The sequence below is a fragment of the Bdellovibrio sp. CKG001 genome, assembly GCF_055397465.1.
In genome coordinates this window covers 3,156,898-3,183,865 of sequence record NZ_AP029173.1, presented here as the reverse complement: position 1 = coordinate 3,183,865, position 26,968 = coordinate 3,156,898, and the positions used below count along the sequence as shown (strand labels likewise).

Sequence of the window (26,968 nt, the reverse complement as noted above, 5' to 3'; positions counted from 1 at the left end):
GCACGGCCAAATTGCGTCACTTTGTTCTGAGAGAAGGCAGTGACAGCCAATTCCCTCAAAAAAGCGTAGGCTTGCGAGAGTGTCTCAAATCAAGACAGCTCCCTGCGCATGTGTGAGTGACAAATCCCGGAATCGAATTGCAATCATTAGCTATGGGGTTACAGAAAAACTGAACTTGTGATAGATTACCGGCCGCTATGAGCAAAAAGACAAAGAAGTACTTACCCTATATTTTGGCTGTGATCCTGTTGGTGGGCTTGGTTGTGATGGTGCAAACACAAAAGCCCCTGAAAGCCAGATCCTCCAGTATCTCGTATGCTCAGGATGCGGGATACTTCTATCTTCCACCGGGCAGTGCCAATGTCTCTGATGTGACGGAAGAACAGTATCGTCAGCTCCTTGCAGAGTTTCAGAGTAAGTACATGATGCGTGTCTATCAGCAAACCGGAAAACCTTTGGTTATTTCCTATGATTGGGTCAATCCGTATTTTGCGGGTGGTTCCATGGACAAGGGGACTTATTTGCAGGTGATCTTGTGGGGCGGATTGGCGCGGGCCCCGGGGGCTTCAATGGAAATCCTGGCGGGCATTCTCTGTCATGAGATCGGTCACACGATGGGTGAAGAACCTCGTCAGACCTTTGCTGGGGCCGAGTGGTCTTCTTCCGAAGGGCAAAGTGATTTCTTCACGGGTAGAACGTGTTTACCTGAGTTCTTAAGTGCTCATCCTGAGCTGGCCCAGAATGTCAGTGAGGAAGCCAAGTCCGTCTGTGAGGGCAATTTACTTTGTGCCCGCACAGCTCAGGTTGGTTTGGCAATGACTCAATTCTTTCAAAAGTATGATTCGCAAAAAACCGATGCGGTTTCTTTGTTAACTCCGGCTCCGACGGCGAAAGAACTTTTGCGCAATGTCTATCCGTCAATTCAGTGTCGGCTGGATACTTATGTGGCGGGGGCGAAATGTCAGCTAGGTGGAACTTGTCGTCCCCCGGCCTGCTGGTCTCCGCACTAACAAAAACAGTCCTAAAACTACGATCAGAACGCTGATCCATCCTGAAATCGAAAGTCCCAGCGAAGGACCACGGAAGTCATCGCGGAAGGACTCCATCATCAATCGGCCCAGTCCGTGCAAAACCATCCACAGATAAAAGATGCTGCCAGGATTTTGCAGCCACCGCGGACGAACGGGTCGTGCGATGGCTTCAGTTCCGAGCAGAACACACAAGACCCCCAGTTCCCATAAAGAAGTATAGGCTTGAGTGGGGTGGCGGCCTGCTATCGCCCAGGGAAGTTCGCATGTTTTACCATAGCAGCAGCCCGCAAAAAGACAGGCTATCCGGCCCAGCATGTAAGATAAAGACATCACGGGTGCAAACAAATCCAGATAATCTTCAAAGGGAACCCGGGCAATAAAGATCAGATAGAAAATACTGCACACAGTGGCCAGAAGGGCCCCGCCATAAAAGACGAAGCCGCCATTCCAAAAATAGAGAATGCGCAGATAGTCTTCTTGATAGTAGGGATAACTTTCATAGAAGACGTGAAACAGTCGTCCGCCAATAAAACCACTGATCATGATGATGAGACTTAAGTCCAGAGACACTTTGCGGGAAAGTTCGCGCTGGTCGGCACGACGGGCAACCCAGAGAAGGCCAAGACAAACGGTCAGGCTCAGAATGAGATAATAGGTCGGTATTGATAGACTGGGTGAAATTGAGATGGTGGGAAACAAGCTTCCTCCGCTATACCGACGATAGACTTAATTTTCTTTCATTACAGGAAATATTCAAGACGATTCTAGTCAAGGGCCTGTAACTAAATACATAATAGTTCCTATATGAAATTGCATCCGGCTGAAATTGCCAAAGAAATTCGGGATTTCTCTTTCTTCAAATCCTTTACGGATGATTTGCTTTTGCAAACCTCTGTCATGATTCATACCGAATCATTTGCAGCTGGAACCATGCTTCTGCAAGAGGGATTAACAAACAGTTCCTTATTCTTTTTGCGAACAGGCAAAGTGGAAGTTTCTTTGGCCTCTGAGGTGATTGCCACACTTGATACCCCGGGTGAAGTCTTCGGCGAAATGAGTGTTATCACAAAAAATCCAACCTCGACCACGGTGAGGGCCTTAACGGCGGTGGAATGTTTCGTCATTCGCACCGAGGATTTTGCACACGTTCATCCGAAAGACAAAGATCGTTTCCAAGCTCTTCTATTTCAAATCTACTGTAATGTTCTGACCGAGCGCCTGGTCAAAACCAATGAAAAAGCACGACTTTTTGAAATCCTGAATCGTGAGCTTCACGAGGCTCAGCAGAAAATTGAAAAAGTCGGTGGTCGTGTTCTTTTGGTGGAGCCCGACAAAAAACAGCAACTTCCCGTGCGCATGGCCTTGGGTGGCACTGGTGTTCAGCTGGACATTGCCAATGATTCAGAGGGTGCCCGCCAGTTGTTGGCGGAAAACAAGTATGATCTGGTTCTTTGCGAGGAAGGCTGTGTTGAGATCCTTCAAGAGGTTCATGATAAGAAGGCCGCCAACTATTCCGTGCTTCTGACCAGCAAAGATGTGCAGGGGAATCTGCAGATTCTGCAAACAAATCGTCATGTGGATCATATCGTGTCTCGCGATGCGGAAGATCGCAACACCACCATCAGGTATATTCTGACGGCTTTGGGGAAACTTCTGAACAAGGATCTTTTCGGAATCGAGAAGTATCTGACATGGGGAGTGGAAGTTCAAAGCAAACGGGTGTCCTGTTCCAATCAGCGCGAGGCGCTGCGAGAAGATCTTTACGGTTATTTCAAGAAGATGGGTGTGCGTTCGACGGTCCTGGATCGGGTGAATACTGTCGTTGAAGAAATGTTGATGAATGCCATCTACGATGCTCCGGTGGATTCGCAGGGTAAGTCCATCTTTAACCATGTTTCTCGTAAAGAGGAAATACAGTTGGACACCCATCAGCAATCACAGTTGCGCTATGCCAGTGACGGAGTGTTGTTGGCAGTGGCGGTCAAAGATCCATTTGGATCTCTGACCAAGGATATTATTATCGATTATCTGATTAGCTGTTACAGCGGTCAGGCCGGCAGTATGAATGCTGGCAAAGGTGGCGCGGGTCGTGGACTGCATCAGATCATTGAAAACGCGGATTTAACCATCTTCAACGTAAAAAAAGGCGTTCGCACGGAAGTGATCTGTCTATTTAACATTGACGGACAAAAGCGTGAGGCCCAGCCTTCTTTCCATTACTTCTTTGTATAAAGCAGTAATCCAATCAGCATCTGCCCCAGCAGTACACAAGGCACTGTGGGCAGATTTGTAGATTGTAGAGAAACGATAAACCCAGCTCCGCTCCCTACCAGAGCAATCACCAACATTCTTAAAAGATAACCTTTCAAGTTGCGGCTGCGTGAGGCCGCGAAGCTAGTTGCGATGAAAAGACTTCCCATCGTATACAAATAGCCCATGTTTTGAATGGCCATCGTGGTTAGCAGCAAGGTTCCCAGGTCAAAAAGATGATTCTTCCAGCTATTATGTATGGCGCTGTGATTGGCCAGTTGAAAAGAGCGCAAAGAAAGTTTGTGCCAGTTGGTGATTAGATAGAATCCAAAAACCAGGGCCGCCAACAGGCAGCCAATGGCGCCGGTGTCACTCATCACGGCCAGATCACCAAAGTAAGAGGCGGCAATATGGCTTTCCAATGCCGGAGTCATGTAGCTGACCAAGTAGGTCAAAGACAAAAAGAAAACGAACAAGGTCAGGTAGATATGGTTGCGGTCGGACTTCGATTTAATAAGTAAATCTGTCAGTAACAATGTGACCCATCCCAAGGACAGCCCGATCAGCAGGCTGATACCATGAAAGTCAGTTCCTAAAAGGATATTGATGACAAGCCCCAGGACAATCCCAAGGGAGGCTCCTTGTCCCAAAACAAAGATCTGCGCACTTTTTTCGCGCGCCGTCCACTGTGCGCCGACCAGAGCCAGAACACCTGCCATAAAAACCGAAGAGGGAAGTGACCACTTGTAGATTTGCAGAAGGGGAAGCAATGAGCTCATCGAATCTCCAACGAGCGAAGGTTTTTCCAGACGGAACTTAATGGGCGATGAGATACCAGAATCAGAGAACTTTGAGGGTGTTCATTGAGGAAAAAACTTAAAGCCTCTTCCAGAATATGTCCGGACTCCTGATCAACATGATTGAAAGGCTCATCCAGAATCAGCAGGCGCGGCTTTTTGGCAAGGGCGGAGGTCAGAAGGATCTTTTGTCTTTCTCCTCCGCTGGCGGTGTTCCATTTTTTAGTCAGATCCAGATTCTTCAGCAGTCCTTGATCTGAGGGAACAGCGCCCAGTACATCCTGTAAAGTAAGTGGCAGATGAAAGTGCAAGTTTCCCAACTGCGGCAGATACTGAACATCCTGCAAGGGCACGTGAAACTTGTAAGATCCTTTATAAGGCTTGTGCAGACCCAGCAGTGTTTTCAGGAAAGAAGTTTTCCCGGATCCGTTTTCACCTTTTAAAAGCAACACTTCACCTTCCGCCAGATCAAAACTGATCTCTGGGGACAGAAAATTTCCCTCCGGGCTTAGAACCCGGACTTTTTCAACTTGCAGCAAGGACTTCATTGAATCGCGTTTCCTAAAATTTTCTGAAGGGCTTCGATCGATTTTGCTTCACCTTTGGTTTGCACATAGGAAGGAACAGTCACCACTTTGACCCCCGAAAGCTCTTGGAATCTTTCCAGTGTCTTGTGAGGCGCAGAAGGGCTCGCCAGCAGAACTTTCACATTTTGCTCTTTGGCTAGTTTTGCTGCCATTGCCATGCGAGCTGCTGAAGGAGGCATTCCCGGTTTTTCTTCAAGAGACCCTGCGGATGGCAGTCCATAAGAGCTGAAAAAGTAAGTAAACTCTTTGTGGTATTCCATCACTTTCACCTTCGGAAGACTTTTGCTCACCTGGGCGTGCAGATCTGACATGTTCTTTTTAAACGTATCATAATTCTTCTCAAAGAAAGCTTTCTGCGCGGGCAGTAGTGTCGAAAGAACGCGCACAACTTCCTGGCCTCCCTCTGCCAGCTTCATCGGATCCAGATTAAAATGCGGATTTCCGTGGGCATGAACATCACCCAAAGAGCGATCAATGATGCCTTTGGGAATATCCAAGGGCTTCACGGTTTTGCCCAGAGAGCAAGAGCCAGTGCCGCCCTCTTGGACTTTCGCGTTGCCAGATTTTGAAAGAACTTTAGGAAGCCAGCCAATTTCAAGTTCCAGGCCCATCGCGCAGACAACGTCGGCGCGGTTGACCTTCAGGATATAATCCGGGCGCGCTTCCGCGAAGTGGGGATCTTCAGATCCACTGAGAAGGCTTTGAACCTCCACTTGATCCTGACCGATGGCTCGAACCACTTCAGCAATATCCGGAGTGGTTGTAACGACTTTGATTTTTGCTTCGCTGACAACGGCCAGGCTGATAATGATTGAGCAGATAAAATACTTCATGGTCATCCTTTAGAATGAGTGTGCCGGGTGCGCGCCCAGAATGGCAACCCACTGGAGCTCAAGCTTTTGGTTGATGGTGTCGGATTCACCCTGATAAGTCTGATTATCATAAGTATAAGCAACACGTAACAACGAGAATTCACTGTTTTTGAAAGTCAAAGTTGGTACCGCTGCATAGTTTAAGTTGCCCTGTTTGGAGCCATCGCTCAGTGACGTGCGGTTGAGCTCTGAGAATAGGTCCATACGCAGACCCAGGAAGATTCTTTCAGAAAGGGCTGTTTGTGGAAACACATAGGCACCGACTTCTTCCTTGGTCTCATGTCCTGGCCCACTTTGGTTGCGATACCAGATTTCAGATTGAACCAGCAATTGAGTCGTCTTGCCTTCTGTCTTCTTAAAAACAAAATCAAGCCCGTAGAGCTGCGTTTTTAGCTCTTCGGCATCGGTTCTGCCAAGATAGTTGGCGCCCCACTGCAAAGCTCCTCTTTCACCCATGTCGACGAAGTTCACAGCATGCAGATAGTGGGTGGGAACGTGTGGTCTTTCGCTTTCCTCGTGACCAGGCTCATCGTGGTGTTCATGAGTTCCAAAGGTGTAGCCGTTGGTCACACCGACGGTGATGTCCCAATAGGCGTCTGTTGGCAATAGGGTTGAAAACTCGGCTCCTGTGTCGGCAACACCCTCTTCTCCAAAGAAGTCCGATTGGACGCGGGGAGCGGAGATAAAGGCCCAGTCATGTCGATGAGTCTGATTCAGTTTGCCAACGCCCAGGAAGAATTTTCCCGCGCGGAATCTTGAGTTAGGAATAAGTTTACTGGAGCCCATATAGGCCTCGTGTACTTCTGCCACGAACTCGCCTTCCTCACTGTGAGCTGCGATGTTCAAAGTGGCATCAAAGGTCGGATCAAGTGGGCCGAAGAAAATCAGTTCAGCCGAGCGGACATCCAATTTGTTTTCAGCAGAATCCTCGAAGTGCAAAGGGGCGACGAGGTCGAGGGCAGCAGCTGACTGCATGTTCTGCAAAACTTGAGAGTGCGCTTGAACAGACGTGAGAAGCGAAAAAACAACTATGAGATATTTCATTCGTGAGCATCCTGTGATGGAAAGATGTTGGTGTTCGATCTTGATTCTGCTTGTAGCATTCTCGCTTTTTAAATGCAAGACATTTGCATTTAGACGTAAGGGTGAAGAGAGACTCAGCTCAGTGTATTTGTAAGTGTTCGAAATAACTGAATATACAAGCAACAGAGGGGGCTTCGGAGAGGGGGCTTCGGAGAGGGGGCAGCGAATCGTTGCATTTCAGAGTCTGCGGTTGCGGAGCCCGGTGGGCTCGGCTACAAGAAGGCATGCCTGGATTGATTCGTTTTCGCTGGATTGCCATTGTCTGTTTGTTGCTTGGAACCATCCCACTTTTGCAGTGGGGCTATTTGGACAAGCGTCATTTTCCGTACATCATTGCTGTGCTTGTGCTGCTGGGAATTTTGAATGTACTGGGGCAGGGCATTTGGCCGAAGAAAGAAGAATACAGTCAAAAGCACGTGTTGGTGCACTTGTGGGTGGATCTGCTGGCGGCGGTGGGACTGCTGTTTGTGAGCGGTTCTGCCAATAATCCGTTTGTCAGTATTCTCTGCATTCATTCATTCCTTGGCGGAATGCTTTTAAGAAAGAAGGCCTCTTACCTGTTCGGGGCTTCTGTTTTATTTTTGCTTCTTATTTTACAGTACGAAACTTACCTGGATGCGCAAAAGACAGTGGGAGTGGATTTTTCGGAACTGTCGTTGCGGTTTCTATCTCAGTGGGTGTTGATCACGGCTTCGTGGTTTGTCAGTCATTATTTCTCGGCACTTCTGGCTAAGAAAGAGCGTCGCATCCGCCTGCTGCAGGATCGTCAACATCAAGCGGATCGCCTGAAATCGTTAGGCGCACTGACAGCGGGGTTTTCGCACCAGTTGGCAACTCCGATGAATTCCCTGAAACTTCGAATGGAAAGAGGTTTGCGCAAACTGGACACCGATGTGATGTCGGCGCGGGAGGAATTGCAAAAGGCGCAGAGTTCCCTGGATGAGTGTGTAAACGTTTTTCAGCACATGGCTTCTGTCTTTTCCCGCTCATCACAAAGCGAACTGCAGCATGTTGAGTTGCAGACCTTGGTAAAAGATCTGGTGGCGGTCTGGGAAAAAGAGAATCCTGCGGTTAAAGTGGAAGCGTATCTGACGACAGACGCTTTGCCTTGTCGTTTGCAGACGCTGGCATTTTCGCAGACTCTGTTTGATCTTTTGGACAACGCTTTGGAGGCCTCCGCAGCGGAAGCAATCTTGTATGTTCGTCTTTATCAAAGGGATTCCTGGGCGGTGTTAGAGGTGGTCGACAAAGGTTCGGGAATTTCAGAGGAAATTTTGTCGCGATTGGGAGAGCCCTTTGTCACAGGCAAAGAAGCGGGCAACGGATTGGGTATTTATTCCGCGCAGATGATGGCGCAGGCTTCGGGGGGCGATTTCACGATTGCCAATAACACTTCTGGAAAAGGCGTCACGGCGCAAATCCGTCTGCCTTTGGAGGAGAGATAATATGGAACAGCTGCACACGGCGAAAACTATTCTGCTTGTGGAGGACGACAAAGGCCTCCGTGAGGTTCTGACCGAAGAGCTGCAAGAGCGCGGTTTTCAGGTCAAGGCCTTTGCTGAAACCCCACAGTGGGCTGAAGTCCCACATCTGGATTGGGCGTTGCTGGATCTGCGTGTGGGCAGTGAAAACGGTTTGGATTTTCTGAAAGAGCTTAAAAGTCGCTTTCCGGAAGTCAAAGTCGTCATGATGAGCGGCTTTGGCAGTGTGGCCTCGGCAGTGAAGGCCATGCAACTGGGCGCACACAACTTTATCGCCAAGCCAGTGACCGTGGAAATGATTCTGCGGGCCTTCTCCGATCAGGGCGGCGACACCGAACTGCCGGAAGAAGAGATCTCGTTGGCGCGCATGGAGCGTGAATATATAGACTATGTTCTGCAAAGCTCTGAGGGCAACATCACTCAGGCTGCCAAGAAGCTGGGACTGCATCGTCAGAGCCTGCAAAGAAAGCTGCGCAAAAACATTCCCCGCAAATAAAAAAGGCGCCTATGTGGCGCCTTCTTCTTTTTCGTTATTATCTTTTTTCTTATTTTCCAGGAACATCAATAACAGCAGAAGTCCCACTCCGCCGACAATGGCCATGTCCGCGATATTAAACGCTGGCCAGCTCCAGCGGTTGTAAAGATGGAAATCCAGGAAGTCGATCACATAGCGGAAGCGCACGCGGTCGATGTAGTTTCCAATCGCGCCACCAAAGATGCTGGAAAGAGCGATAATTTGTTTCGTGTCAGTGTCTTTCACTCCACGCAAGATACCCAGGATGATCACCATAGCAATCGGTGGCATGGATAGGAAGAAGATCTCACGGAATGAAGGATGGCTTTCTGCCAGGAAGCCGAAGGCTGCGCCGAAGTTTCTTACATATGTTAGGTTGAAGAAATTCGGGATGACGATCACGGACTCACCCAGGTGGAAATGTGTATGGACGTACACTTTCACCAGTTGATCCATGGCTACCAAGAAGCCGGAAATAAGCACAAGCCAGATATATTTGTTCTTCATATGGGGGGCAGTATAGCCCAACTCCTGTCGGATATTAAATGATTTCGTAGAGATATAAGTTTACTTCAGAAGGGCCTTGGAACGGCTGTAGCCGACTTTGATCAGCATACGAAGGGCTTCAAGGTCTGAACTCAGATTGAATTCAGCTTTGACTTCCTGAATCATGGCTTTGGAGCCACAATCCAGCAGATCCACCAGATCCTGCGTGTGGGATGTCGTGGTCAGCGTCTTTTCGGTGTAGGACATATGGGTTTGTGTGGCAGGCAAAGACGCCGCAGGCGCCGGTTGAGCGACCGGAGTATGGGGAGTCATGACCGTCTGTTGAGCCGGAGCCATCATTGGCTGTGCCTGAACGGCAGCAGCAGCGGCGGCCGTCATGACAGGTCTGTCGAGCTCGCCCATCATGCCTGCCAGACTTTTCAGCTCATTTTTAAAATTCTGTATGGAAGGTCTTTCCAAAGAATGATCACCGTCGCGAGTGGCTTTCAGATACAAACTGACCAGAATGTCCGGAGTCGTCGCCATCTCCTTGATAGAGCTGTTCTGCACCATAAGCCATTGGTAGGCTTTGAGCATCGTCTCTTTCGTGTATGCCTGTGGTGGCAACGGATTCATGGTCATTAATTAAAAACTCCACGGGTGAGGGAGCCCAAACTACAGAGTTCATAACTTTGAGTCAATGCAGACTCGGCACTATTTCCAAACATTATGTGCTCAAAAAATATGCATCTCTAGATAGGGGGCCTGTCTGCCTATTACAAAACTAGAGGCGACGCAGAAAGGCTCTGTTTCTGAAAAACTTTTTCTTGATTTCAACTTTTTCGTGTTTAACGGAACGCCAATGAGATTCGCCTTTTTCCGGGGTGAATGTGTTTCGCACGAAACCCCATTTGGCAGCCATTGGAAGAAAGAAAACTGCCGAGAGGTCCCGGCAGCTTTTAAGTGAATCTAGTTGGAATAGTCTTTCGCGACAATTCCGTACTTTTCGATCTTACGTAGAAGAGTTTTCTTCGGGATGTTCGCATGCAATGCTGTTTGATTGATGCGACCGCGGAAGGTTTTCAATGCCTTGATGATAAATTCTTTTTCAAAGGCTTCTTTCTGCGCATTGAAATCCAGGTTTTCACCAGAGTACGGCACGATCTCGCCATCTTCCAGATCATCCGCATCCAGACCCATGTCACCATCTTCGTCATCACCCAAGGTCGCATGGGCTTGAGCCACAGAACCAAGACCTGCTGCTGCCACCGTCTGCGCTGTTTCCTGAACAGGCGGGATGTCGATCAGGTTCGTGCCTGTCGCCATCAACAACGCTTCCGGCAAAGAAGCAATCGTGATGATGTTGGTCATCTCCAGAACGAAAGCGTGTTCGATCACGTTTTCAAGTTCACGGATATTTCCGGGCCAGGAATGTTTCTTCAAAACCGCCATCGCATCCGGGGCAATTCCATTGATGCGTTTACCGTGAGCCTGATTGAACTTGCGGATAAAGATGTTCACCATGTGTTCCATGTCGTCCTTACGTTCCGCCAAGGCTGGCAGGAATATAGGTACAACGTTCAGGCGATAGAATAAATCTTCACGGAAAGTGCCCGCTTTGATCATTTCTTCCAACGGACGGTTGGTCGCAGCGATGATGCGAACATTGGTTGGGAATTCACGGTTGGAACCCACGGGAGTGAACAGTTTTTCCTGAAGCACACGCAGGATCTTGACCTGCATCAGTTGTGGCATATCGCCGACTTCATCCAGGAACAGGGTGCCGCCTTCGGCAAACTGGAATTTACCGATTTTGCGTTGATCTGCCCCTGTGAACGAACCTTTTTCGTGACCGAAGAGTTCAGATTCAAACAGATTTTCAGGAATGGCAGAGCAGTTGATGGCAACGAACTTTTCGTCTTTGCGGGCCGAGTTGAAGTGAATCGCTTTGGCAACCAGCTCTTTACCCGTACCGGAAGCCCCTCGGATCAGAACGGGAGTGTCAACCTTAGCCAGACGATGGATAATGTTGAAGACTTTTTGCATTTGCGAAGTGTGACCGATGATTTTTCGGCCTTCTTCAACCATAACAGGGGCGGAGGCTGCGATATTGGAAATCAGGGTGTGTGCATTAACGGCTTTGTCGATCAGGGCAATCAGGTCTTCACCAGCCACCGGTTTTTGCAGATAGTTGAAGGCACCATCTTTAACGGCCTGGATGGCGTCGTTCAGGGTCGCATGCGCCGTCATAATCAGGACAATTGTGCCCGGATCAAGTTCTTTGATCTGGCGAAGGGTTTCCAAACCGTTCATGCGAGGCATGTCCACGTCCAGGATCACCACGTCATACTTCTTGTCGCCAGCTTTGATTTTTTCCATGGCATTGACGCCATCGAAAGCCTCATCAACTTCGAAACGCTGAGTGACCGAAAGTGCGGACTTTACCGAAAGTCTTAAGCCCTGATCATCGTCTACAACCAAAACCTTAAGCATGAGTGCCCCCTTGTTCGATGGGTAGTTCTACCGTAAATGTGGAGCCATTACCATGGGAAGATTCTACAAAAATGCTTCCCCGGTGAAGCTCCGTGAAGTATTTCGCCAGATACAGGCCCAATCCAGACCCTTTGATCGGGGAGGATTTGACGTTTTTGGATCTGAAGAACTTCATAAAGATATTCTGCAATTCATCCTGTGGGATGCCCGGTCCCTGATCGGCCACTTGAACGATGACCTTGGTGTCGGTCTCTTCGCTGCTGACCATGATTTTCGTGTCTTCCGGGCTGTATTTGATGGCGTTTTCAACCAGGTTCGAGAAGACCTGCTTCATCAGTTCAGGGTCCACGGGAACAGGGAACATCGGCTCCAGTTCAGACACGATCTGGATGCGTTTCACTTTTGCAAGGAATTCGTGCTTGCGAATGACTTCCTGAAGCAGGTTGTTGATGTCCTTGCTTTGCAAGTTCAGCTGTACACCCTGGCTTTCGATACGCCCATAGCTCAGAATCGCATTGATAAACTTCAAAAGGTCGTCAGAGGAATGTTTGATCGTGTCGACGGCCTCGCGCTGCTGAGCGCTTAGGGCGACATTGTCAGACAGGATCACGTCCGTCATTCCCTGAATTCGCGCAATCGGCGTTTTCAAGTCATGCGACATCATCGAAATGAAGTTGGTTTTAAGTTCTTCCACCTGGCTGAGCAGTTTATTCTTCTGGTAGTACTCCCAACTGCGGCGGTTTTCGACGATCAGGCGATAGGGGATGAAGAAGTAGTAGCAGAGGATTACTGCCAAAAGCGGAGTCCCCATGGATATCCAGTACGAGAACAGCCAGAAGGCAAGATAGCTTAGAGTACAATAGCCCAGCAGAGTGGTGCCCAGAATAATCAAGCCACGGACGGGTTTGACAGTCAGGACCACATGAAGAGTCAGCAGAGAAATAAGAAAGACCAGTAGGATGTTGATCCATTTAGAGTTTTTCTTGATAGCGGAATTGCGGATAACCGTATCCAGCATGTTGGCGTGCATTTCGGCCGTCGTCATTGCGGTAATTTCACGAGAGTAAGGAGTAAGAATGTAGTCCCGGGAATCCAAACCCGTGTCATTCCCGACGATAACTATTTTACCGCCCATAGGGCCCGCCGCATCTTTTGAGCGCAAAAGATCCACAAAGGACGTCTTTGGATAGGTTCCGGTCGGATGGAAGTCGATGAAGACCTGCGAGGAGCCCGCAAATTCAAACTGGCCTTTGATGTTGGAAAGAGCTGTTACTTCTGGGTTGAAGTGCCGGGCTACTTCTGTGTGGATCAGGGGGATTCCCTGATAAGCCAGCAACATCCGGCGCGTAACATTATCTTGGGCAAAAATCTTGGAGTCAGAGGTTTTTGGTCCTGATGCCAGGGGGATCTTTTCGTAGGGGGCATTCAAGCGTGGGAGAGATGACTCACCCTTAACTGCCAGATTGTTGGTCAGAAGGAATAGGCCATCAATCGAAGAGGCAACCTGTGCCAGTTCCTTCTTAGCTTTCTCCGAACCTTCCAGCTCCTCCAGTGGAAGGTCCAAGAGTATGTAGCGGGGGTTATATGATTTAATGTTTTCAAGAGCATTTAGTAAGTGCTCAGCACGCATGCTGCTTTTTAGTTCGCCGCTGGATTTGGTGTCGAATAGTACAAGCTGGATATTGTCTGAGGTGCTGGATGTCGGCTTCGTGCGAAACCGGAGATCATAGAAGAGGCTTTCGATATAGTCGAGATTCAGTTGGGACAAAGCAAAAGTCATCATTGAAGCAAAAAGGAGCTTCAATGCCAATGTGGTATGTCGTCGAAGGCCTTGACTCAGGCCTGACTTCTCATCAAGAGATGGAGGTAATGACATAATGACTTCAGCCTGAGATTATGTGCCGAGAGGAACGCAACCGCCACCACTGCCGCCACCAGGGCCTTTACTGGTTGGGGGGACAGGCTTCTTCGGCGTAACCTTTTTGATGTGTTTTTTCTCTGTCATGGTTAGTCCTTCCTAGCCTCTGCTTCTTTCATAATACAAAAGTGACAGGGCTATCAAGCTTCTAGTTCTTTCGCAGAAGCTCACATGTTTTTTATGTTTATTTCCAGTTAATGACTTGTGAACGAACAGGCAGCCGCCACCACACAGGAATCGAGCCCAGCAGGTTTGGCAGTTGTTCTTCTCAACCAAGCTCTGGCTGAGATCACCCAGGGCTTCAGAATTTAGGCTGGAACCCTCTCCGACCTGCTCTTGGCGATGCCCTACATCCAGGGGGCAGGCGAAAATCTTGTTGTTGGAATCAATGCTCAGCAATGATTTGCCTGTTCCGCAATAATTTTCAGTTCTTCTTTGTGAATCCAGCGCATCAAAGTAGGCGTTGAACATCGAAATCCTACGAAGCGCTGACTCACCACCTTTGGCAAAGGCGATTTCGGCCACTTTGGACATCTCAGCGATGAATTTCTGATTGGCCGCCGCGTCCGCCTCAGTCACGTCAAATGTGAATTCAAATTTATCCACGGGAAATTGGGACAAATATTTGTATGCTTTTTCAACTTCAAGGTTCTGTCTACTGAAGACCGAGTGAACAAGAATTTCACCCAAATCTCCTTTGCGTGACAAAAGGGCCTCAAGTCCCTTGTAGGCTTGTTCCGCAGACCCCTGACCGTTCTTCTGAGGACGAGCTTTGTCGTGCTCTTCCGGTGCTCCATCAATGCTGATGGTTACGTGTGCTTTTATGGAACAAAGAATATCCAGAACCTTCTCATTTATGAGAGTGCCGTTCGTGATCACAGAGAAGGAGGAAGTGACACTTTTCTCAAGGCAAAGTTGTTTGGCATAGTCAGCGATATGCTTAAGAGCATCTGGGTACAACAGGGGCTCACCGCCCAGAAAGATGATCGAGAAAGATTCGTTTGCTTTGAGCTTGTTGATGAAGTAGCTCAGCTGAGGCAGTGTTTTTTCCAAAGAGATTTTGGCCACGGGGTCGCCATAAGTACCATCGCCACCAGCAGCACAGTAAGAACAGTGCAGGTTGCAAATCTGGGTTACATTCAAAGTCAGGGTTTTAACCGTATTGCCGAACGACTTTGTATAAGCCTCCGAGCTATTCTCCTGGTGCCAGTCTTCCAAAGAAAGCAGAGCGGTCGGTTCCACACCCGTTTCGGTAGCTTCCATATTGACGGAAAAAGGATTTGAAAAGGTGGAAGGAGCCATGGAGTTCCAGGCTTCCGGGGAAATCTGAGCGACCTCGAGATTGCGCGCATGGAAAGCAATCGGTGCACTTGCGCCGGCTTTGAACGCTACAATGTCTTTGTGTCTTCTCATAATCATCTGGTGACCCTTTGTCTCTACCCCCTTCCAGTGTGCAATGAATGGGCCAAGTTGAGACCCTCAGTCGATGTAAAATATAACGTAAAAACATATACTTAGGGTTGCCTATGGGCTGGTTTTGGCCAGACGGGTGGTGCGATTTGTAACTACTTCATGATTAGAAAGAGGTTCAACAAGGCCGAAAAATCGGAGAAACTATTATCTGTTTGCGGCAACTGCGGGGCTTGATGTTCAAAAAATACCTTATTTTCTTTCTGGTTTGCGGTCTTTTTGCTTGGGGGGCGGCCACGGTGCGGTGGCCGTCGGCCGATAACTTCTTTTTGGACTGGCACCAGATTTTGATGAACGGAGATCCTCCCGAAAATCCCTTTGTTTTAGTGGACGTCACGGGATTGGCTGATGTGGAGGAAGATTCTCCCTATGCCTTTTCTGAAAATAGATTGCGGAATATCCTGGATATATTGGTCCGGTCAGAGCCTCGGTCCGTGGGGTTGTTGCTGTCATCAGGGGAGGTTGAAAAAGTAGATGTGACCATTCCACATCTGGCTGCGGAAAGCGACTACAGGAAGGTCCGCTTCTTTACAAATGGAACCATTTTTAAAGAGACCAGCTTCAATCGATTTGTTTCTAAAATTCCAGAGGAGCAGAGGCTGTACCTCACACTTTCGCACGATTCTTATTTTGATAAAGTTTCACGTCGGATAGTTCTGTACTTTGGAAGTGATCGTTCGAATCCGGTTTATGCGGGTGAGGAGATCCGTGAGTTTGCTGGCAAGTCATTGCAGCCCGCAGACTTTAAGGGAACTTTTGAATACTTGGATTCGATCCAGGTCTTTATGAAGATATGGCCGCGGGAAAAATGGAACGTTCAGAAGGTGTCCTCGCTGAATGAACTTGAAAAAGTGGCGGCTCAGTTCAAAGGCAAGGCCCTGCTGGTGGGCACACTTTGGTTATACAGTTTCAATTCAACTCCGGGCATTAATGGTCGTTTGAAATGGTTCGGGAGTTACGATATTGAAAAAGAGTTTACTGCTGACTATGAACTGGTCGCGAACTATATGACCAACTGGTATTCGGGAGAATATATAAAAAGCCCGACTCTTTTGCTGCAGCGGTTGTGGATTTTTATTGGACTGGCTGCTGTTCTTGGTGCCGTGTTTTTCTTGCCAATAAAACAGGCTTTACCTGTCAGCTTGCTGATGATTGCTGGATATCTTTTTGTCGGAGCAATGGTGTTTCGTTGGGGCTCTATTGAGATGGATTCAGCGCGGGTGACTTTGGTGGGAATGGTTGCGCAATACTTGATTCTGCCTGTGCGATACCACAGAACGATCACCCGACAGACCAAGGAAAAGTATGAGAGTGAAGCCAGAGCAGTCGATGAAAGAATGAAGTCAAAAGCGATGATTCTGGCCGCTGCTTCGGAAGCTCATATGCGAGTTTCGGCAAAAATCTCCCATGATATTCGCAGCCCCCTGATGGCTCTACGGATCGTAGGCAAATATCTTAGCGAGGATGTTTCAAAAGAAGTGCGCGGGCTTTTTGAAGATGCGACGAATCGAATTGAATTTATCGCGGAAGATACACTCATGCGCTTTCGCAAGGGAGACGGTGTTGGCGATCTTCAGGACGCCTCTGTAAACGATGTGGTATCCAGCCTGGTTGCATCCTTCGTGAAAGTCTGCCCTTCTCTAAAAGTGGAAAACAGTGTGGGGGATCTTCGTGTTGCAATTCCATTTCATTCGTTGCAAAGAACGTTAAGTAACTTGTTCCAAAATTCAATTGATGCCTGTGCTCAGGCTCAAACAAACCCCGTCTTGCGGTTAGAGGCAAGAGAGGAAGGTGACTACATAATTTTGCTCATCAGTGACAATGGAGTAGGCATTGCTGATGAAATACGTTCGCAGCTATTTAAACCACGGGCAACCTTTGGCAAAGCTGGTGGTACAGGTCTGGGCTTGTTCCAGGTCAGAGAAGAGTTGGAATCCTATGGTGCAAGTATTTTCTGTGATAATGTTTCATCGGGCGCTTGTTTCAGTATAAAGATTCCGACAAGTCTTGAGCTGCTTAAGATTTCTCTTGTTGGGACCGTTTACCTGATTGGTGGAGAAGACTTTCTTGCCGCCAATTCGGAACGTTTGGTCAGATTGGGCATTCAGCTGGAAAAGTTCAACTCTTTTGCAGAGGCAGGACAATTCTTAGGGAAAAACCCGGGAAAAATTTCAGTTATTTCTGAACTGTTGGTCGAAGGTGATAGCGACACCGCTTTTGATTTTTTGGATGCGGCTTCCAATGATCGCTTTGATAGGGTGATTGTTTGTTCCGCTTTGGTTGGTAATCGAGAGGTTTACGATCTTGCCGCTAAACGAGGAGTTCTTCTGGTCAGCAGAAACCAGCTTCAGAAAGTCGATTTTGTGAGAAAAAACGCTTCGTTATAGAAATAGGCTGGGGCCTATTCATAGCCGTTGGATCCGACTCAAGGACCAGCATTTCCTTTGATAGAGATGGCTCCGATTTATAAACCAAAAAAAACCCGACATCTTCTGTCGGGTTTTTAGCTTCTTTGACTACATCAGCGGGGCTGGTTTTGTGTGAGTGCGGAACTCACCATTTTCATCAGCATACAGGCGCAGGTCGAAGCTGCGGTTGTGGATGATGTTTTGGATATACATCAAAGAGCGGTATAGCTTTTCTTCAGCGAAGGAACCGAAACCATATTGGATCGGAGTTACGCCCTTGGCAGAAAGAACCATCTCGTAACGCAGAAGCTGGTGCTGAGACGCTTCCGGGATCAAAGACATCAGGAAGCCGATGCCACGCTCTCTCCAGATGCCCATTTCCTGAAGGTCATCAAAGGCCTCAAAGCGTTTTTCAACACTCGTCTTAGGATCAACAATCACCGCCAGGCGTGCGCCCACACGGCGGATGTCACCAGTGAATGCCGCCACCCAGTTGGCAATAGAGCCCTTAGGGATGATAGCGCGGATGGACGGGCCAGAGCGCGGACGGGTCTTGCTGGCGATGTATTTTTCAAAGCGTACAGACAGGGCTTCCTTGCTCAGATTCGGAAGCATGCTCAGTGCCTCAGGGTTGAAGAAGACTTCCTGCTTGAAGTAACCATTTACGATCTTGCCGTTGGCAAAAGACCAGTTGTTCCATGGAATCTTGTTGAATTCCTTGTCGCCGATGGTCTCTTGCACGATTTTTTGAATTTCGCGGAAGTCGTGTTTGGAAACATCACGCATTTTCATTTCGTTGCTTGAAGTCAGGGTCACAAATCGAGCCGGTGCCCATTTGCTGTCCGCAGTGAAAAGAAGATTGGATGTATTCAGTGTCTGTTCGCCGAACAAACCGAACAGGATCTTGCTCTTTTTGAATTTAGAGAAAGTGTCCAGAAGGAAGTATTGCTGCTGATCGTATTTGTCGAAGGAAAGAACTTTGTTTTCCCCGTAAGCACGGCCAGCTTCAAATTTCAACAGGCTCAGGCTGAACTTGGTCTTGGCATCACGATACATCCCTTCAGAAGAACCTTTGAAGATGCGATCAATGCGGCGCTGTTGTGCAGGAATGGTAGAGTCTTCCAAAGCAATCTGCTCAACGTCGGAAAGGTCTGCCAGAAGTTGATTCTGCAGGTCTGTGCGGGAAGCCAGCGGATTCAGGATCTTCACGTCCTTGAACATAACTTTGTTTTGCAGCAGGCTGTCGTAGGCTTGTGCGGCCTGAGGGTTGTTGAGATCAAACACGTAGTCGAGCATGATCACGTCGTTTTTACCCAGGCCTGTGGAGGCCTTTAGGGGAGTGAAGCTCAGCCATTTTTCCAGGCGGTTATCCAGAACGCTGATACCCAGAACTTCAAAGTCCTCGATTTCAACACCGGCGTTGGCCCCAACACCCTCACCGCGTACGGCGATCAGTTTCACGCGCATTTTGTTGTCGGCCATACGGAACATATGAACCATGAAGTTGCCAGACAAGTAAGCGTGGGTCGATGCACCCGCTTCAAAGGTCCCTTTTAGAGTGTCGTAACCCAAAGACAGAACCAGGCTTAACTTTCCTTCAAAAGCCACGAAATCGCCCGGAACCAGACGAGTGATGGCTTTTTCTGCTGTCAGGGGCAGATTTCTCATCGTGTAAGGAAGGGACAAAAGGGAGTCTTTCTGGGACTTGAACTGGCGGGCGAAGATGATTTCAGTGCCCTTATCAATGCCAAAGCTAATGGGGCTATCCATGTCGTTGATCAGATCGCCGACATTCACACCCATATTCATCATGTATTTATCAATACGCGTGTAGTAGCCGTCCACATAAGAGGGTTCGGATTCAATTTTATAGCGAAGAGAAGTGGAAATACCGTCAATGATGTCAGCATTTACCAAAGTCAAAGAACCGCCGATTTCTTGTTTGGCGACTTCTTTTTTGATTTTTTCCCAGGCATTGGCAGGTTTTAGAACTTCCCAGCCCGCAGAAGCAGGAACTGAGGTCAGAATAGAAACTCCTGCGGCCAAGATAGCCGTCAGGAAACTTTTTTTGAGCATCATAAGCTCTCCTTTTACATCCATGAACGAAACCGCAACGACTGTTCGATAAAAAATGCGTTACAGTTCGGCAAGACAGATAATAAAGATTCCCATAAAACACAAAGCAAAAACTCTACATCAGGGGGTTTTGCCTAAATTATGCCCAGCACTAGAAAGGGATTGTCCTCATGTCAGGGGGGTGCTGTGATATTTACATGAAGATTACATATATAATCGGGAAAAAAGAGATAGAAGTCGAAGGGGAGACTGGACGCAGTCTTTTAGACATTGCACTGATGAACCAGTTGAACGCCCCATATTCCTGCCTAGAGGGGCACTGTGGAACCTGTGAGGCGGTCATTGAGACGGGCTCAACAACAGAAGACCACGAGGGAAGTCGAGTTGTTCGCACCTGTCAGGCCCAACCATCGTCTGATTGGGTGATAGTGAATTACGACAAAAGCCCGACCAGATAATATGTATTTGATTCGTGTTTCTAAACAGTTCATCCTGTTAACCATATATGTCTCTCACGATTAAATTTTGGGGCGTACGAGGTTCATTACCTTCCGCTCCTCCACCGACGGATTGGACGTACCATGTAGAAGGAGTTCTAAGGAACTTCTTCTCTGCCGGCTATCGTGACCCGTCCCAGATTTCCCGTTACATTCAAAGCCTTGAAGTCCCTAACGTCGGAGGCTATGGAGCTGCCACAACGTGCGTGGAAATCCAAAGTGCCAAAGGGCAGATTATTTTGGATGGGGGCAGCGGTATCCGCAATCTCAGTGAGCGCATTATGACCGGCACAACCGGCCGGGCCAAAGGACCTTTTCATATCTTCATGACCCACTTCCATTGGGATCATGTGATCGGCCTGCCATTCTTTACTCCACATTTTATTCCTGGTTGCGAGGTGCATTACTATGCTGTGCAGCCGGAACTGGAAAAGCTGATTCGTGGGATCTTCTGTCGTCCGTACTTCCCTGTGCCGTTTGAGGCTTTAAAGGCCAAGATCTTCTTCCATGTGATGGAGCCGCGCAAGCCCGTGCAGTTGGAGGATATGACTTTAACTCCTTACAAGCTGGATCATCCGGATCCGTGCTGGGGGTTGAAGGTCGAGTCTGGTGGAAAGGCCTATGCTCACTGCGTGGATACGGAGGGGACCCGTATTACTCGTGAGGAGCTGGGTGAGGATTTACCGCTTTATCAGAATGTCGATTTGATGTACTTCGATGCTCAGTACACTCTTCCCGAGCTGGCGGAGAAGGCCAACTGGGGGCACAGTGCGGCTCAGGTGGGACTTGATATTGCCCTTCGTGAAGGCATTCAGAAGGTGTTGTTCGCGCATCATGATCCGGGGGCACGGATTGAGCATGTCATGGAATTAAAGCGTCAGACCCGGGAATACTACGAATCCCGGCAGCGGTTTGCTTCTGCCAATAAAGGTGTTTTGCCTGAAGTGGATTGGGATTTTGCCTACGAAGGATTCGAGATCAAAATCTAAGGCGGGCGTTAACCCGCGTTGGCGATACGCTCCAGCTGAGCGGTTTTTTCATTCAAACTTTCAATCAGGTTTCTTTTCTGTTGTTCGGTCAGGGTGACCATCACTTCTATCACCAGCTTCTTTAGCTGATTTTGATAATTCTGATAGGCGTTCTGGTATTCGGGCAAATTCAGGGCTGTCGGATCATTGTAGTATTGCTTCAGGAACTGGCGACGGGCTTCAGCCGTCTTGTTGCCCTGAAGGTACAGCGAGATGATGTGAGCCTTGTTGCGCGCCTTGAGTTCTCCGGGGAATGGGGCCTCGGTTAAATGGGCGTCGATCAGGGCCTGCTGATCTTTGTTGAGTGAGCCCAGAAACATCTCGAAGTATTCCAGATATTTTTCGCGCATGTCCTTGCGGTACTGAGTGGTTTTTTGAAACCTCTCAAAATCCTCCCGTGTTTTTTTCTGGAAGGCTTTGGCAAAGTATTCCAGTTGGTCGTTTTGGGTGTTCGAAATAAAGACATTGGCGGTGTCTGAGAACCGGCCATTGATATGCTCGATGTCTTTCATGAACAAATCGAAATAAAACTGAGTGCGTTCGGGATTCAGATTCCCTGTTTTCATCTCGGATTGAATGCTGCGAAAGCGGGCGACCCACTGAGGGATCAGGTCCGATTTGAGGTCCTTCAGATCTTTCTTGAGGCCGTCCTTTAAAGAGGCGCTTTGCTTGGAGGAAATGTCAAAGTAGTCGTCGACCTTGGAGGCGATGTAGGTGTCAGCCCAGCGGAAAGCCAGGCCCAGTTGGTTGCAACCGGTTAAGCCCAGAAATCCAAGGCATAAAACAGCAGCCAGCACTCTGTTCATGAAATGTTTTTGCTTGCGAGTTCTTCAGACGGCGTAAAATCAAGATGGGGGACCCGGTTTTTGTAAACTCCTTCCTAAGAGCGTATCAGAGGAAGGAGTTGAATCCGGGCGAAAAAAAGAAACTTCCGTTCAAAGGTCCGGAGCTTTGGCTTTGTCAAAAATGAGTTCCACTTGTGTCGGGTCGCCTTCCTTGTAGGCGTTCAGGGACTCCAGAGTTTGTTGATCCAGCACTACTTTTTCGGTGTTTTCCGGCCAAGGGAAGTCATCGGCAGGGAAGCGTGTCCCCATTTTTTTCATAAACTGAGTCCACACGGGCACGGCGCCGTTGGAGCCCGTCAACTTATGCGGCAGATTGTTGTCATAACCCACCCACACCACGGTGGTGATGTAAGGTGTAAAGCCCGCAAACCACGCATCTTTGTTGTCACTGGTTGTTCCGGTTTTACCTGCGGCGGGATTGAAGAAGCCATTCAAAGTGATGGAACGGGCGGTTCCGGACAAAATGGTTTGTTTCATCATACTGACCAGACTTGCCACCGCTGCAGGATCAACTGTTGGTGTCGGACGCGGGTTGTGGACATAGACTTCCTGACCATCAGAATTCAGCGCCCTGCGAATGAAGGACAGGGCGGGTTTTTGCCCCATGGCCGCCAGACTCATATAGCTTTGCAGAACTTCCCGGGGATACATTTCAAAGGCCCCTAATGTCATGGCCGGGAAGGATTTCAGCTCGGAGGTCACCCCCATGGTGTGGGTTACATCAATGATATTTCCAAGCCCCACCGCCAAACCCAGGGACGATGTTGCAGCATTCAGCGAGTTTTTCAAAGCATAGAACATCGGAACCGAGCCAAAATATTTTTTGCCGTAGTTATCTGGCGACCAAGCTTGCCCTTCGTATTTGTATGTGAACTTTTCGTCGTTCAGCAAAGTGATGGGAGTATAGGGTTGATCCGTTTCGGGGTTGTTGTTTATCAGGGCCGTCAGGTAAACGAACGGTTTCATGATGGAGCCAATCTGACGATGTCCATCAATGGCGCGGTTGAACTGAGTCATGCGGAAGTTACGCCCTCCGACGACGACACTGACCAGACCCGTCTTGTTATTGCCAACCAGCACACTGCCTTCCAGGATGTTGCCCTTGGCTTTCAAGCCAGCGATGTGTTTGTTGGACTTTTCAAGATTTTCCAGGTGATTGCGCAAAGAGTCCTGTGCGACCTCCTGAGCCTCCAGATCCAAAGCGGTGTAAATTTTTAGTCCGTCGGGATTCATGCCTTGGCTGGCCAGTTGTTTGCGAACAGCATCAAGATAGTAAGGGGCGGTTTCAGAGGCCGTGCTTCGTGGGGCCCCCGGCAAAGGTTGGCGATCGGCTTCGTTGAACTGTTCTTCGGAAATGTATCCATAGCCTTTCATTTTATCCAAAACCAGATGGCGCCGGCGTTCCGCATTGACCGGTTTTTTGAACGGGTTGTAAAGGCCCGGACTGTTGACGATAGCCGCCATCAGTGCGCACTCACTGATGTTAAGATCTGACAGTTCTTTGCCAAAATAGTAACGTGCAGCCGCGCCGTAACCACGAACCTGGAAGGCGCCATTTTGTCCCAAATAGATGATGTTCAGGTAGGTTTCCAGAATCTGGTCTTTGCTGAAGCGAGACTCCAGCAAAATGGACATGATGAATTCCTGATATTTTCTTTTTAAAGTACGTTCGCTGGTCAGGAAGTAGTTTTTCACAAGCTGTTGGGTGATGGTGCTGCCACCTTGAGCTTTTCGACCGGTGGTGATGTTTTTTACCAAAGCGCGGAAGATGCCTTTGATGCTGACTCCTCCGTGTTCTAGGAATTGCGCATCTTCGATGGACATGATCGCATTTGAGCACATGGGGGGAACTTCCCCCAGGCTGACGGTCTTCTGCATCAAGGGTTCGTTGCCGATATATTGAGCAAGCAGTGGGGCTTCGCTGAGTGCCTCGTGAACCTCCACAAAGGGGGCACCTTTGTAGATTCGAGAAATCAGGCGGTCCTTCTGAATGACCAGAACCTGCAAGGAGCTGTCACTGTTTTGCGTCGGTGTGTCTTGAGTCACCCAACCAATACAGGCCTCTTGGTTTTCATCAAGGCCGACTTGCAGGCGGGCTGCGCACTGTTCGCGATCGGCAATAAAGTAATCCCCCGGCAGAATCCGCTGATCAAAATCTCGACGGCGGTAGTTCTGACGCAAAAGTTGTTTTTCGACGTCGTTAATTTGAATCAGACTTTGTGTTTGAAAAGTCGGCGGAGCTGCATAGAACTCGGTCGGCACAATGAACTTCTTGGACTCCAATTTGGAGACAAGTTCCTTTTCCAGAGCAAAGTAGGAATAGACACCAACCCCAAGTCCGCAGATGATTACAAGCGTCAGAAGGATTGTAAAAGCCAATAAAATAGTCTTTAATCGTGGTCGCAACATAGATAACAGCGTAGTACGAAACTCACTTGCTGAACAACCTTTGAAATGTTTTTCATTAAGTTGCCTTTGTGAAAGGATTGTTTGTGGCTAAGAAGAAATCTTCTGCAAAAAAAGCCAATGTAAAAAAGGCCGTTAAAAAGACGCCTTCCAAAAAAGCTCCCGTAAAAAAATCATCCGCAACCAAGAAAGCGGCGCCTAAAAAGGTGGCTGTGAAAAAGTCCGTCACCAAAAAAACGGTCGCTAAAAAGCCGGTGAAAAAAGCCGTGGTGAAGAAGGCAGCAGTCAAGAAGGCTGCTCCAAAGAAAGTTGCGGCTAAGAAAGCTCCTGTAAAAAAGGCAGCAGCGAAGAAGTCTGTGGCGCCGAAAACGGTGGCTATGCCGACAGCTCATTTGATCAAAAACACAGCTCCGGCAAAGAAATTGGATCTTAGCAACTTTGTGACTCCGTTGGATGATCGTCTGATTGTTCAGGTTTCTGGTGCGGAAAAGATGACTGCGGGCGGATTGTACATCCCTGATACGGTGGCGGACACCTCCGGCAACCTGCAAGGTTATGTCGTTGCGGCTGGACGTGGTCACATCAACAAAAAAGGCCATTTGCGTCCGATGGATGTTCAGGTGGGCGACAAAGTCGTTTTCTCTGAATATGCCGGTACTAAAATCAAAATTCAAAACGAAGACCTCATCATCCTGCGCGAAGGCGACGTGATGGGCGTTGTCTCTAAGTAAAGGAATGAAAATGTTGAACAAGAATCTTCTGAAAGCATTGGGTCTTTCTGTGGCGCTTTTGTCCCCAGCGGCTCATGCGATGTCTTTGGACTGGAGCGGCGGCTACCGTTTTGAATGGACAGAGGTGGATCGTCCGTCCTTGGGGACGCCGACAGAAAGAAAAGCCTACGGTACCAACTATCTTTACCTGAGTCCGAAAGTAATCGCGGCGGATGGCGTGAACGTTGTTTCCCGCTTCGATATTTTGAACAGTCAGGCGTATCCGAATTCTCAATTGGGTGATATCTGGGGATTGAACTCAGGTGCGCCTGCCAACTCTAACAACCAGGGCTCTGCGGATGTGAAGGTCAGCCAGTTGTATTTGACTGTGAACCAAGAATACGGCGCTCTGATCGTGGGTCGTTCGCCGTTTGATTTCGGTTTGGGCATGACCTACAGCTCTGGCAAGGGCATGTTTGATCACTGGTACGACACTCGCGACGTGGTTGCTTACAAAATTGTCGTGGGTGACTGGTTCTTTATGCCATCTGTTGGACGTAAGCAGTCCACAGGTTTTGGTCAGGGTGGATCTGTTACGACCATGGGATTCCAGCTTCAGTATGAAAGCGAAGAAAACAAGTCTCTTCTTGGTATCTATCAGGAAACAACCAAGGGTGTGAAAGAGGCACTGAACTATTCTGCGGATCAAATTGCTGCTTATGGTGGCGACAGTGTTAATTCCAACATGAACGTACAAAGAACCAACTTCGTCTTGGGTCGTGGTTTTGACTCCTTCGACTTCAAATTCGAAGCGGGTTTCCAATCCGGTGAAACAGGTGTGACAAATGGCACGAAAGACATCGGTTTGAACGGTTATGGGTTGGCGATGGAATTCAATGTTCCGGCAAAAGAATCCAAATGGGACTACAGAGTTCGTTTGGGTATGGCAACAGGGAATGACTCTTCAAATGACTTTGGTGGATATGCTTTCAACCGCAACTATGACGTGGCAATGCTTCTTTTCAACCAACGTTTGGGGCAAAAAGACTTCCTGAACACCAATGTGGTTAAAGACGGCACAATGAGCATCGGGAATTCTGCGGATGATGAATCTATCAGCAACACGATGTACTTGGCTCCGTCCGTGAACTATGCTTGGTCCGAAAGAATCGATCTTCGTAACACTTTGGTGTATGCACAATTGATGCAAACCCAAAATTCTTCTGTTGATTCTTCAAAAGATCTGGGCCTAGAATGGGATATCGACGTGGTTTACAAACACAGTGATCGTATCCAGTGGGTGAATCAGGTCGGATTGTTGTTCCCAGGCGAAGCTTGGAAGAACGGCAATGACAACCTGGAAAACGGGTTTACATTTGGATTTGCATCTAAAGCCGCCATCAGCTTTTGATTACAGCATGATTGCAACTTGTACGACAGCTTGATGACTACTTGAAACATCTTGTTTGGTGGTGAGCAGGGCCCGGGGGGCGAAAGTCCCCCGGGATTTTTTTTTGCCTTAAAACATTCTAGACAAGCTTTGGGATCTTTGTAAGATCAGGATTCCAGGAGGCTATCTATGAAAACTTTCGCTCTATCGGCGGTCTTTCTATGGGTTTCAGGTTTCACTTCTTCCGCTCAGGCTTGGACGGAAGTGGCCTATGAAACAATCTTTGCCGACTATCCTGTGTATCAGCAGATCGTTCTGCGTAAAAGCAAGGTCGAATATCAAGAAATCATGGTTCAAGTGATGAATCCAGGTGGCGCCCGCATTCAAAGGGCTGAAGTCATCACAGAAAACGGGTGGTCACTGCCAGCTTGGCGTTTGGAAGGCGATTACCGCTTCGGAATGCAGCAAACCGATATGTTCCAAAAATCCAAGGTTCGCTACGTTAGAATGTACCTGTCCACTCTGCGTCCCCGAGAGCCGGTTCGCCTGCGCGTGATGATGCGCTAAAAAGAAAAAAGGGCCCGTCGTGGGCCCTTCGGAGGATCAAATCTACTTTTCATTCGTAC

23 protein-coding genes are annotated in these 26,968 nt (G+C 48.5%); 10 read left to right on the top strand and 13 right to left on the bottom strand.

What is annotated here, in order from left to right:
- The first annotated feature begins 197 nt into the window (after positions 1 to 197).
- Positions 198 to 1,010: a hypothetical protein gene (locus ACZ50P_RS14970; protein WP_464118540.1), complete on the top strand. Its 813-nt coding sequence runs from the start codon at positions 198 to 200 to the stop codon at positions 1,008 to 1,010.
- Here ACZ50P_RS14970 and ACZ50P_RS14965 read toward each other — a convergent pair.
- Entirely contained in the window at positions 966 to 1,730 is a 765-nt protein-coding gene (locus ACZ50P_RS14965) for a prolipoprotein diacylglyceryl transferase (protein ID WP_464132089.1), read from the bottom strand. The two genes, ACZ50P_RS14970 and ACZ50P_RS14965, sit on opposite strands and share 45 nt — an antisense overlap.
- 105 nt (positions 1,731 to 1,835) lie before the next feature.
- Here ACZ50P_RS14965 and ACZ50P_RS14960 point away from each other — a divergent pair, with 105 nt between their 5' ends.
- A complete protein-coding gene (locus ACZ50P_RS14960; RefSeq protein WP_464132087.1) occupies positions 1,836 to 3,263 on the top strand; it encodes a cyclic nucleotide-binding domain-containing protein in 1,428 nt (475 codons plus the stop codon).
- Here ACZ50P_RS14960 and ACZ50P_RS14955 read toward each other — a convergent pair.
- Genes ACZ50P_RS14955 through ACZ50P_RS14940 form a run of 4 tightly spaced genes read right to left on the bottom strand, consistent with a single transcriptional unit; the run spans position 3,248 to position 6,581 of the window.
- A complete protein-coding gene (locus ACZ50P_RS14955; protein WP_464118535.1) occupies positions 3,248 to 4,060 on the bottom strand; it encodes a metal ABC transporter permease in 813 nt (270 codons plus the stop codon). The two genes, ACZ50P_RS14960 and ACZ50P_RS14955, sit on opposite strands and share 16 nt — an antisense overlap.
- On the bottom strand, positions 4,057 to 4,626 hold the full coding sequence (locus tag ACZ50P_RS14950) for an ATP-binding cassette domain-containing protein (protein ID WP_464132085.1): 570 nt from the start codon (positions 4,624 to 4,626) through the stop codon (positions 4,057 to 4,059). Before ACZ50P_RS14950 ends, ACZ50P_RS14955 begins: the two co-directional genes overlap by 4 nt.
- Positions 4,623 to 5,498, bottom strand: a complete 876-nt coding sequence (locus ACZ50P_RS14945) for a metal ABC transporter substrate-binding protein (RefSeq protein WP_464118532.1) — start codon at positions 5,496 to 5,498, stop codon at positions 4,623 to 4,625. Before ACZ50P_RS14945 ends, ACZ50P_RS14950 begins: the two co-directional genes overlap by 4 nt.
- 9 nt (positions 5,499 to 5,507) lie before the next feature.
- Complete coding sequence (locus tag ACZ50P_RS14940; protein WP_464132083.1) at positions 5,508 to 6,581, bottom strand: outer membrane beta-barrel protein; 1,074 nt, start codon at positions 6,579 to 6,581, stop codon at positions 5,508 to 5,510.
- A 263-nt stretch (positions 6,582 to 6,844) separates the two neighbouring features.
- On the opposite strand from ACZ50P_RS14940, the gene ACZ50P_RS14935 reads away from it, so the two are divergent.
- Both ACZ50P_RS14935 and ACZ50P_RS14930 read left to right on the top strand, forming a co-directional pair.
- Entirely contained in the window at positions 6,845 to 8,065 is a 1,221-nt protein-coding gene (locus tag ACZ50P_RS14935; protein WP_464132081.1) for a sensor histidine kinase, read from the top strand.
- Position 8,066: 1 nt separating this feature from the next.
- Positions 8,067 to 8,597 (top strand): response regulator transcription factor, encoded by a 531-nt coding sequence (locus tag ACZ50P_RS14930; protein WP_464132080.1) that lies wholly within the window; start codon positions 8,067 to 8,069, stop codon positions 8,595 to 8,597.
- A gap of 9 nt (positions 8,598 to 8,606) precedes the next feature.
- On the opposite strand, the gene lspA is transcribed toward ACZ50P_RS14930, so the two are convergent.
- The 5 genes from lspA to ACZ50P_RS14905 form a co-directional block, all read right to left on the bottom strand.
- On the bottom strand, positions 8,607 to 9,122 hold the full coding sequence (lspA, locus tag ACZ50P_RS14925; protein WP_464132078.1) for a signal peptidase II: 516 nt from the start codon (positions 9,120 to 9,122) through the stop codon (positions 8,607 to 8,609).
- A 60-nt stretch (positions 9,123 to 9,182) separates the two neighbouring features.
- Positions 9,183 to 9,743, bottom strand: coding sequence for a hypothetical protein (locus tag ACZ50P_RS14920; protein ID WP_464132076.1), 561 nt, complete (start codon positions 9,741 to 9,743; stop codon positions 9,183 to 9,185).
- A 327-nt stretch (positions 9,744 to 10,070) separates the two neighbouring features.
- Positions 10,071 to 11,594 carry a sigma-54-dependent transcriptional regulator gene (locus ACZ50P_RS14915; RefSeq protein WP_464118525.1) on the bottom strand — a complete coding sequence of 508 codons (1,524 nt, stop codon included), beginning with the start codon at positions 11,592 to 11,594 and terminating at the stop codon, positions 10,071 to 10,073.
- Positions 11,587 to 13,377, bottom strand: coding sequence for an ATP-binding protein (locus ACZ50P_RS14910; RefSeq protein ID WP_464132074.1), 1,791 nt, complete (start codon positions 13,375 to 13,377; stop codon positions 11,587 to 11,589). The genes ACZ50P_RS14915 and ACZ50P_RS14910 overlap by 8 nt, the downstream gene beginning before the upstream one ends.
- Before the next feature lie 234 nt (positions 13,378 to 13,611).
- A complete protein-coding gene (locus ACZ50P_RS14905) occupies positions 13,612 to 14,931 on the bottom strand; it encodes a radical SAM protein (protein WP_464132072.1) in 1,320 nt (439 codons plus the stop codon).
- Between the two features lie 227 nt (positions 14,932 to 15,158).
- Here ACZ50P_RS14905 and ACZ50P_RS14900 point away from each other — a divergent pair, with 227 nt between their 5' ends.
- Positions 15,159 to 17,369 carry an ATP-binding protein gene (locus ACZ50P_RS14900; protein WP_464132070.1) on the top strand — a complete coding sequence of 737 codons (2,211 nt, stop codon included), beginning with the start codon at positions 15,159 to 15,161 and terminating at the stop codon, positions 17,367 to 17,369.
- A 129-nt stretch (positions 17,370 to 17,498) separates the two neighbouring features.
- On the opposite strand, the gene ACZ50P_RS14895 is transcribed toward ACZ50P_RS14900, so the two are convergent.
- Entirely contained in the window at positions 17,499 to 19,469 is a 1,971-nt protein-coding gene (locus ACZ50P_RS14895) for a hypothetical protein (protein ID WP_464132068.1), read from the bottom strand.
- 167 nt (positions 19,470 to 19,636) lie between these two features.
- Between ACZ50P_RS14895 and ACZ50P_RS14890 the strand changes: the two genes are divergently transcribed.
- Complete coding sequence (locus tag ACZ50P_RS14890; RefSeq protein WP_464132067.1) at positions 19,637 to 19,924, top strand: 2Fe-2S iron-sulfur cluster binding domain-containing protein; 288 nt, start codon at positions 19,637 to 19,639, stop codon at positions 19,922 to 19,924.
- A gap of 47 nt (positions 19,925 to 19,971) precedes the next feature.
- A complete protein-coding gene (locus ACZ50P_RS14885) occupies positions 19,972 to 20,952 on the top strand; it encodes an MBL fold metallo-hydrolase (protein ID WP_464132066.1) in 981 nt (326 codons plus the stop codon).
- Positions 20,953 to 20,960: 8 nt separating this feature from the next.
- Here the strand turns inward: ACZ50P_RS14885 and ACZ50P_RS14880 are convergent, their stop codons facing one another.
- Together ACZ50P_RS14880 and ACZ50P_RS14875 are read right to left on the bottom strand one after the other, a co-directional pair.
- Positions 20,961 to 21,797 (bottom strand): DUF6279 family lipoprotein, encoded by an 837-nt coding sequence (locus tag ACZ50P_RS14880; protein ID WP_464132064.1) that lies wholly within the window; start codon positions 21,795 to 21,797, stop codon positions 20,961 to 20,963.
- A 129-nt stretch (positions 21,798 to 21,926) separates the two neighbouring features.
- On the bottom strand, positions 21,927 to 24,215 hold the full coding sequence (locus ACZ50P_RS14875; RefSeq protein ID WP_464132062.1) for a transglycosylase domain-containing protein: 2,289 nt from the start codon (positions 24,213 to 24,215) through the stop codon (positions 21,927 to 21,929).
- 113 nt (positions 24,216 to 24,328) lie between these two features.
- Between ACZ50P_RS14875 and ACZ50P_RS14870 the strand changes: the two genes are divergently transcribed.
- The 3 genes from ACZ50P_RS14870 to ACZ50P_RS14860 all read left to right on the top strand — a co-directional run bounded on the left by ACZ50P_RS14870 (position 24,329) and on the right by ACZ50P_RS14860 (position 26,909).
- Complete coding sequence (locus ACZ50P_RS14870; RefSeq protein ID WP_464132060.1) at positions 24,329 to 24,973, top strand: co-chaperone GroES; 645 nt, start codon at positions 24,329 to 24,331, stop codon at positions 24,971 to 24,973.
- Between the two features lie 10 nt (positions 24,974 to 24,983).
- Complete coding sequence (locus ACZ50P_RS14865; RefSeq protein ID WP_464118513.1) at positions 24,984 to 26,363, top strand: alginate export family protein; 1,380 nt, start codon at positions 24,984 to 24,986, stop codon at positions 26,361 to 26,363.
- A gap of 168 nt (positions 26,364 to 26,531) precedes the next feature.
- The gene (locus tag ACZ50P_RS14860; protein WP_464132058.1) at positions 26,532 to 26,909 is read left to right on the top strand and encodes a hypothetical protein; all 378 of its coding nucleotides are present in this window, start codon (positions 26,532 to 26,534) and stop codon (positions 26,907 to 26,909) included.
- Positions 26,910 to 26,968: the final 59 nt, after the last annotated feature.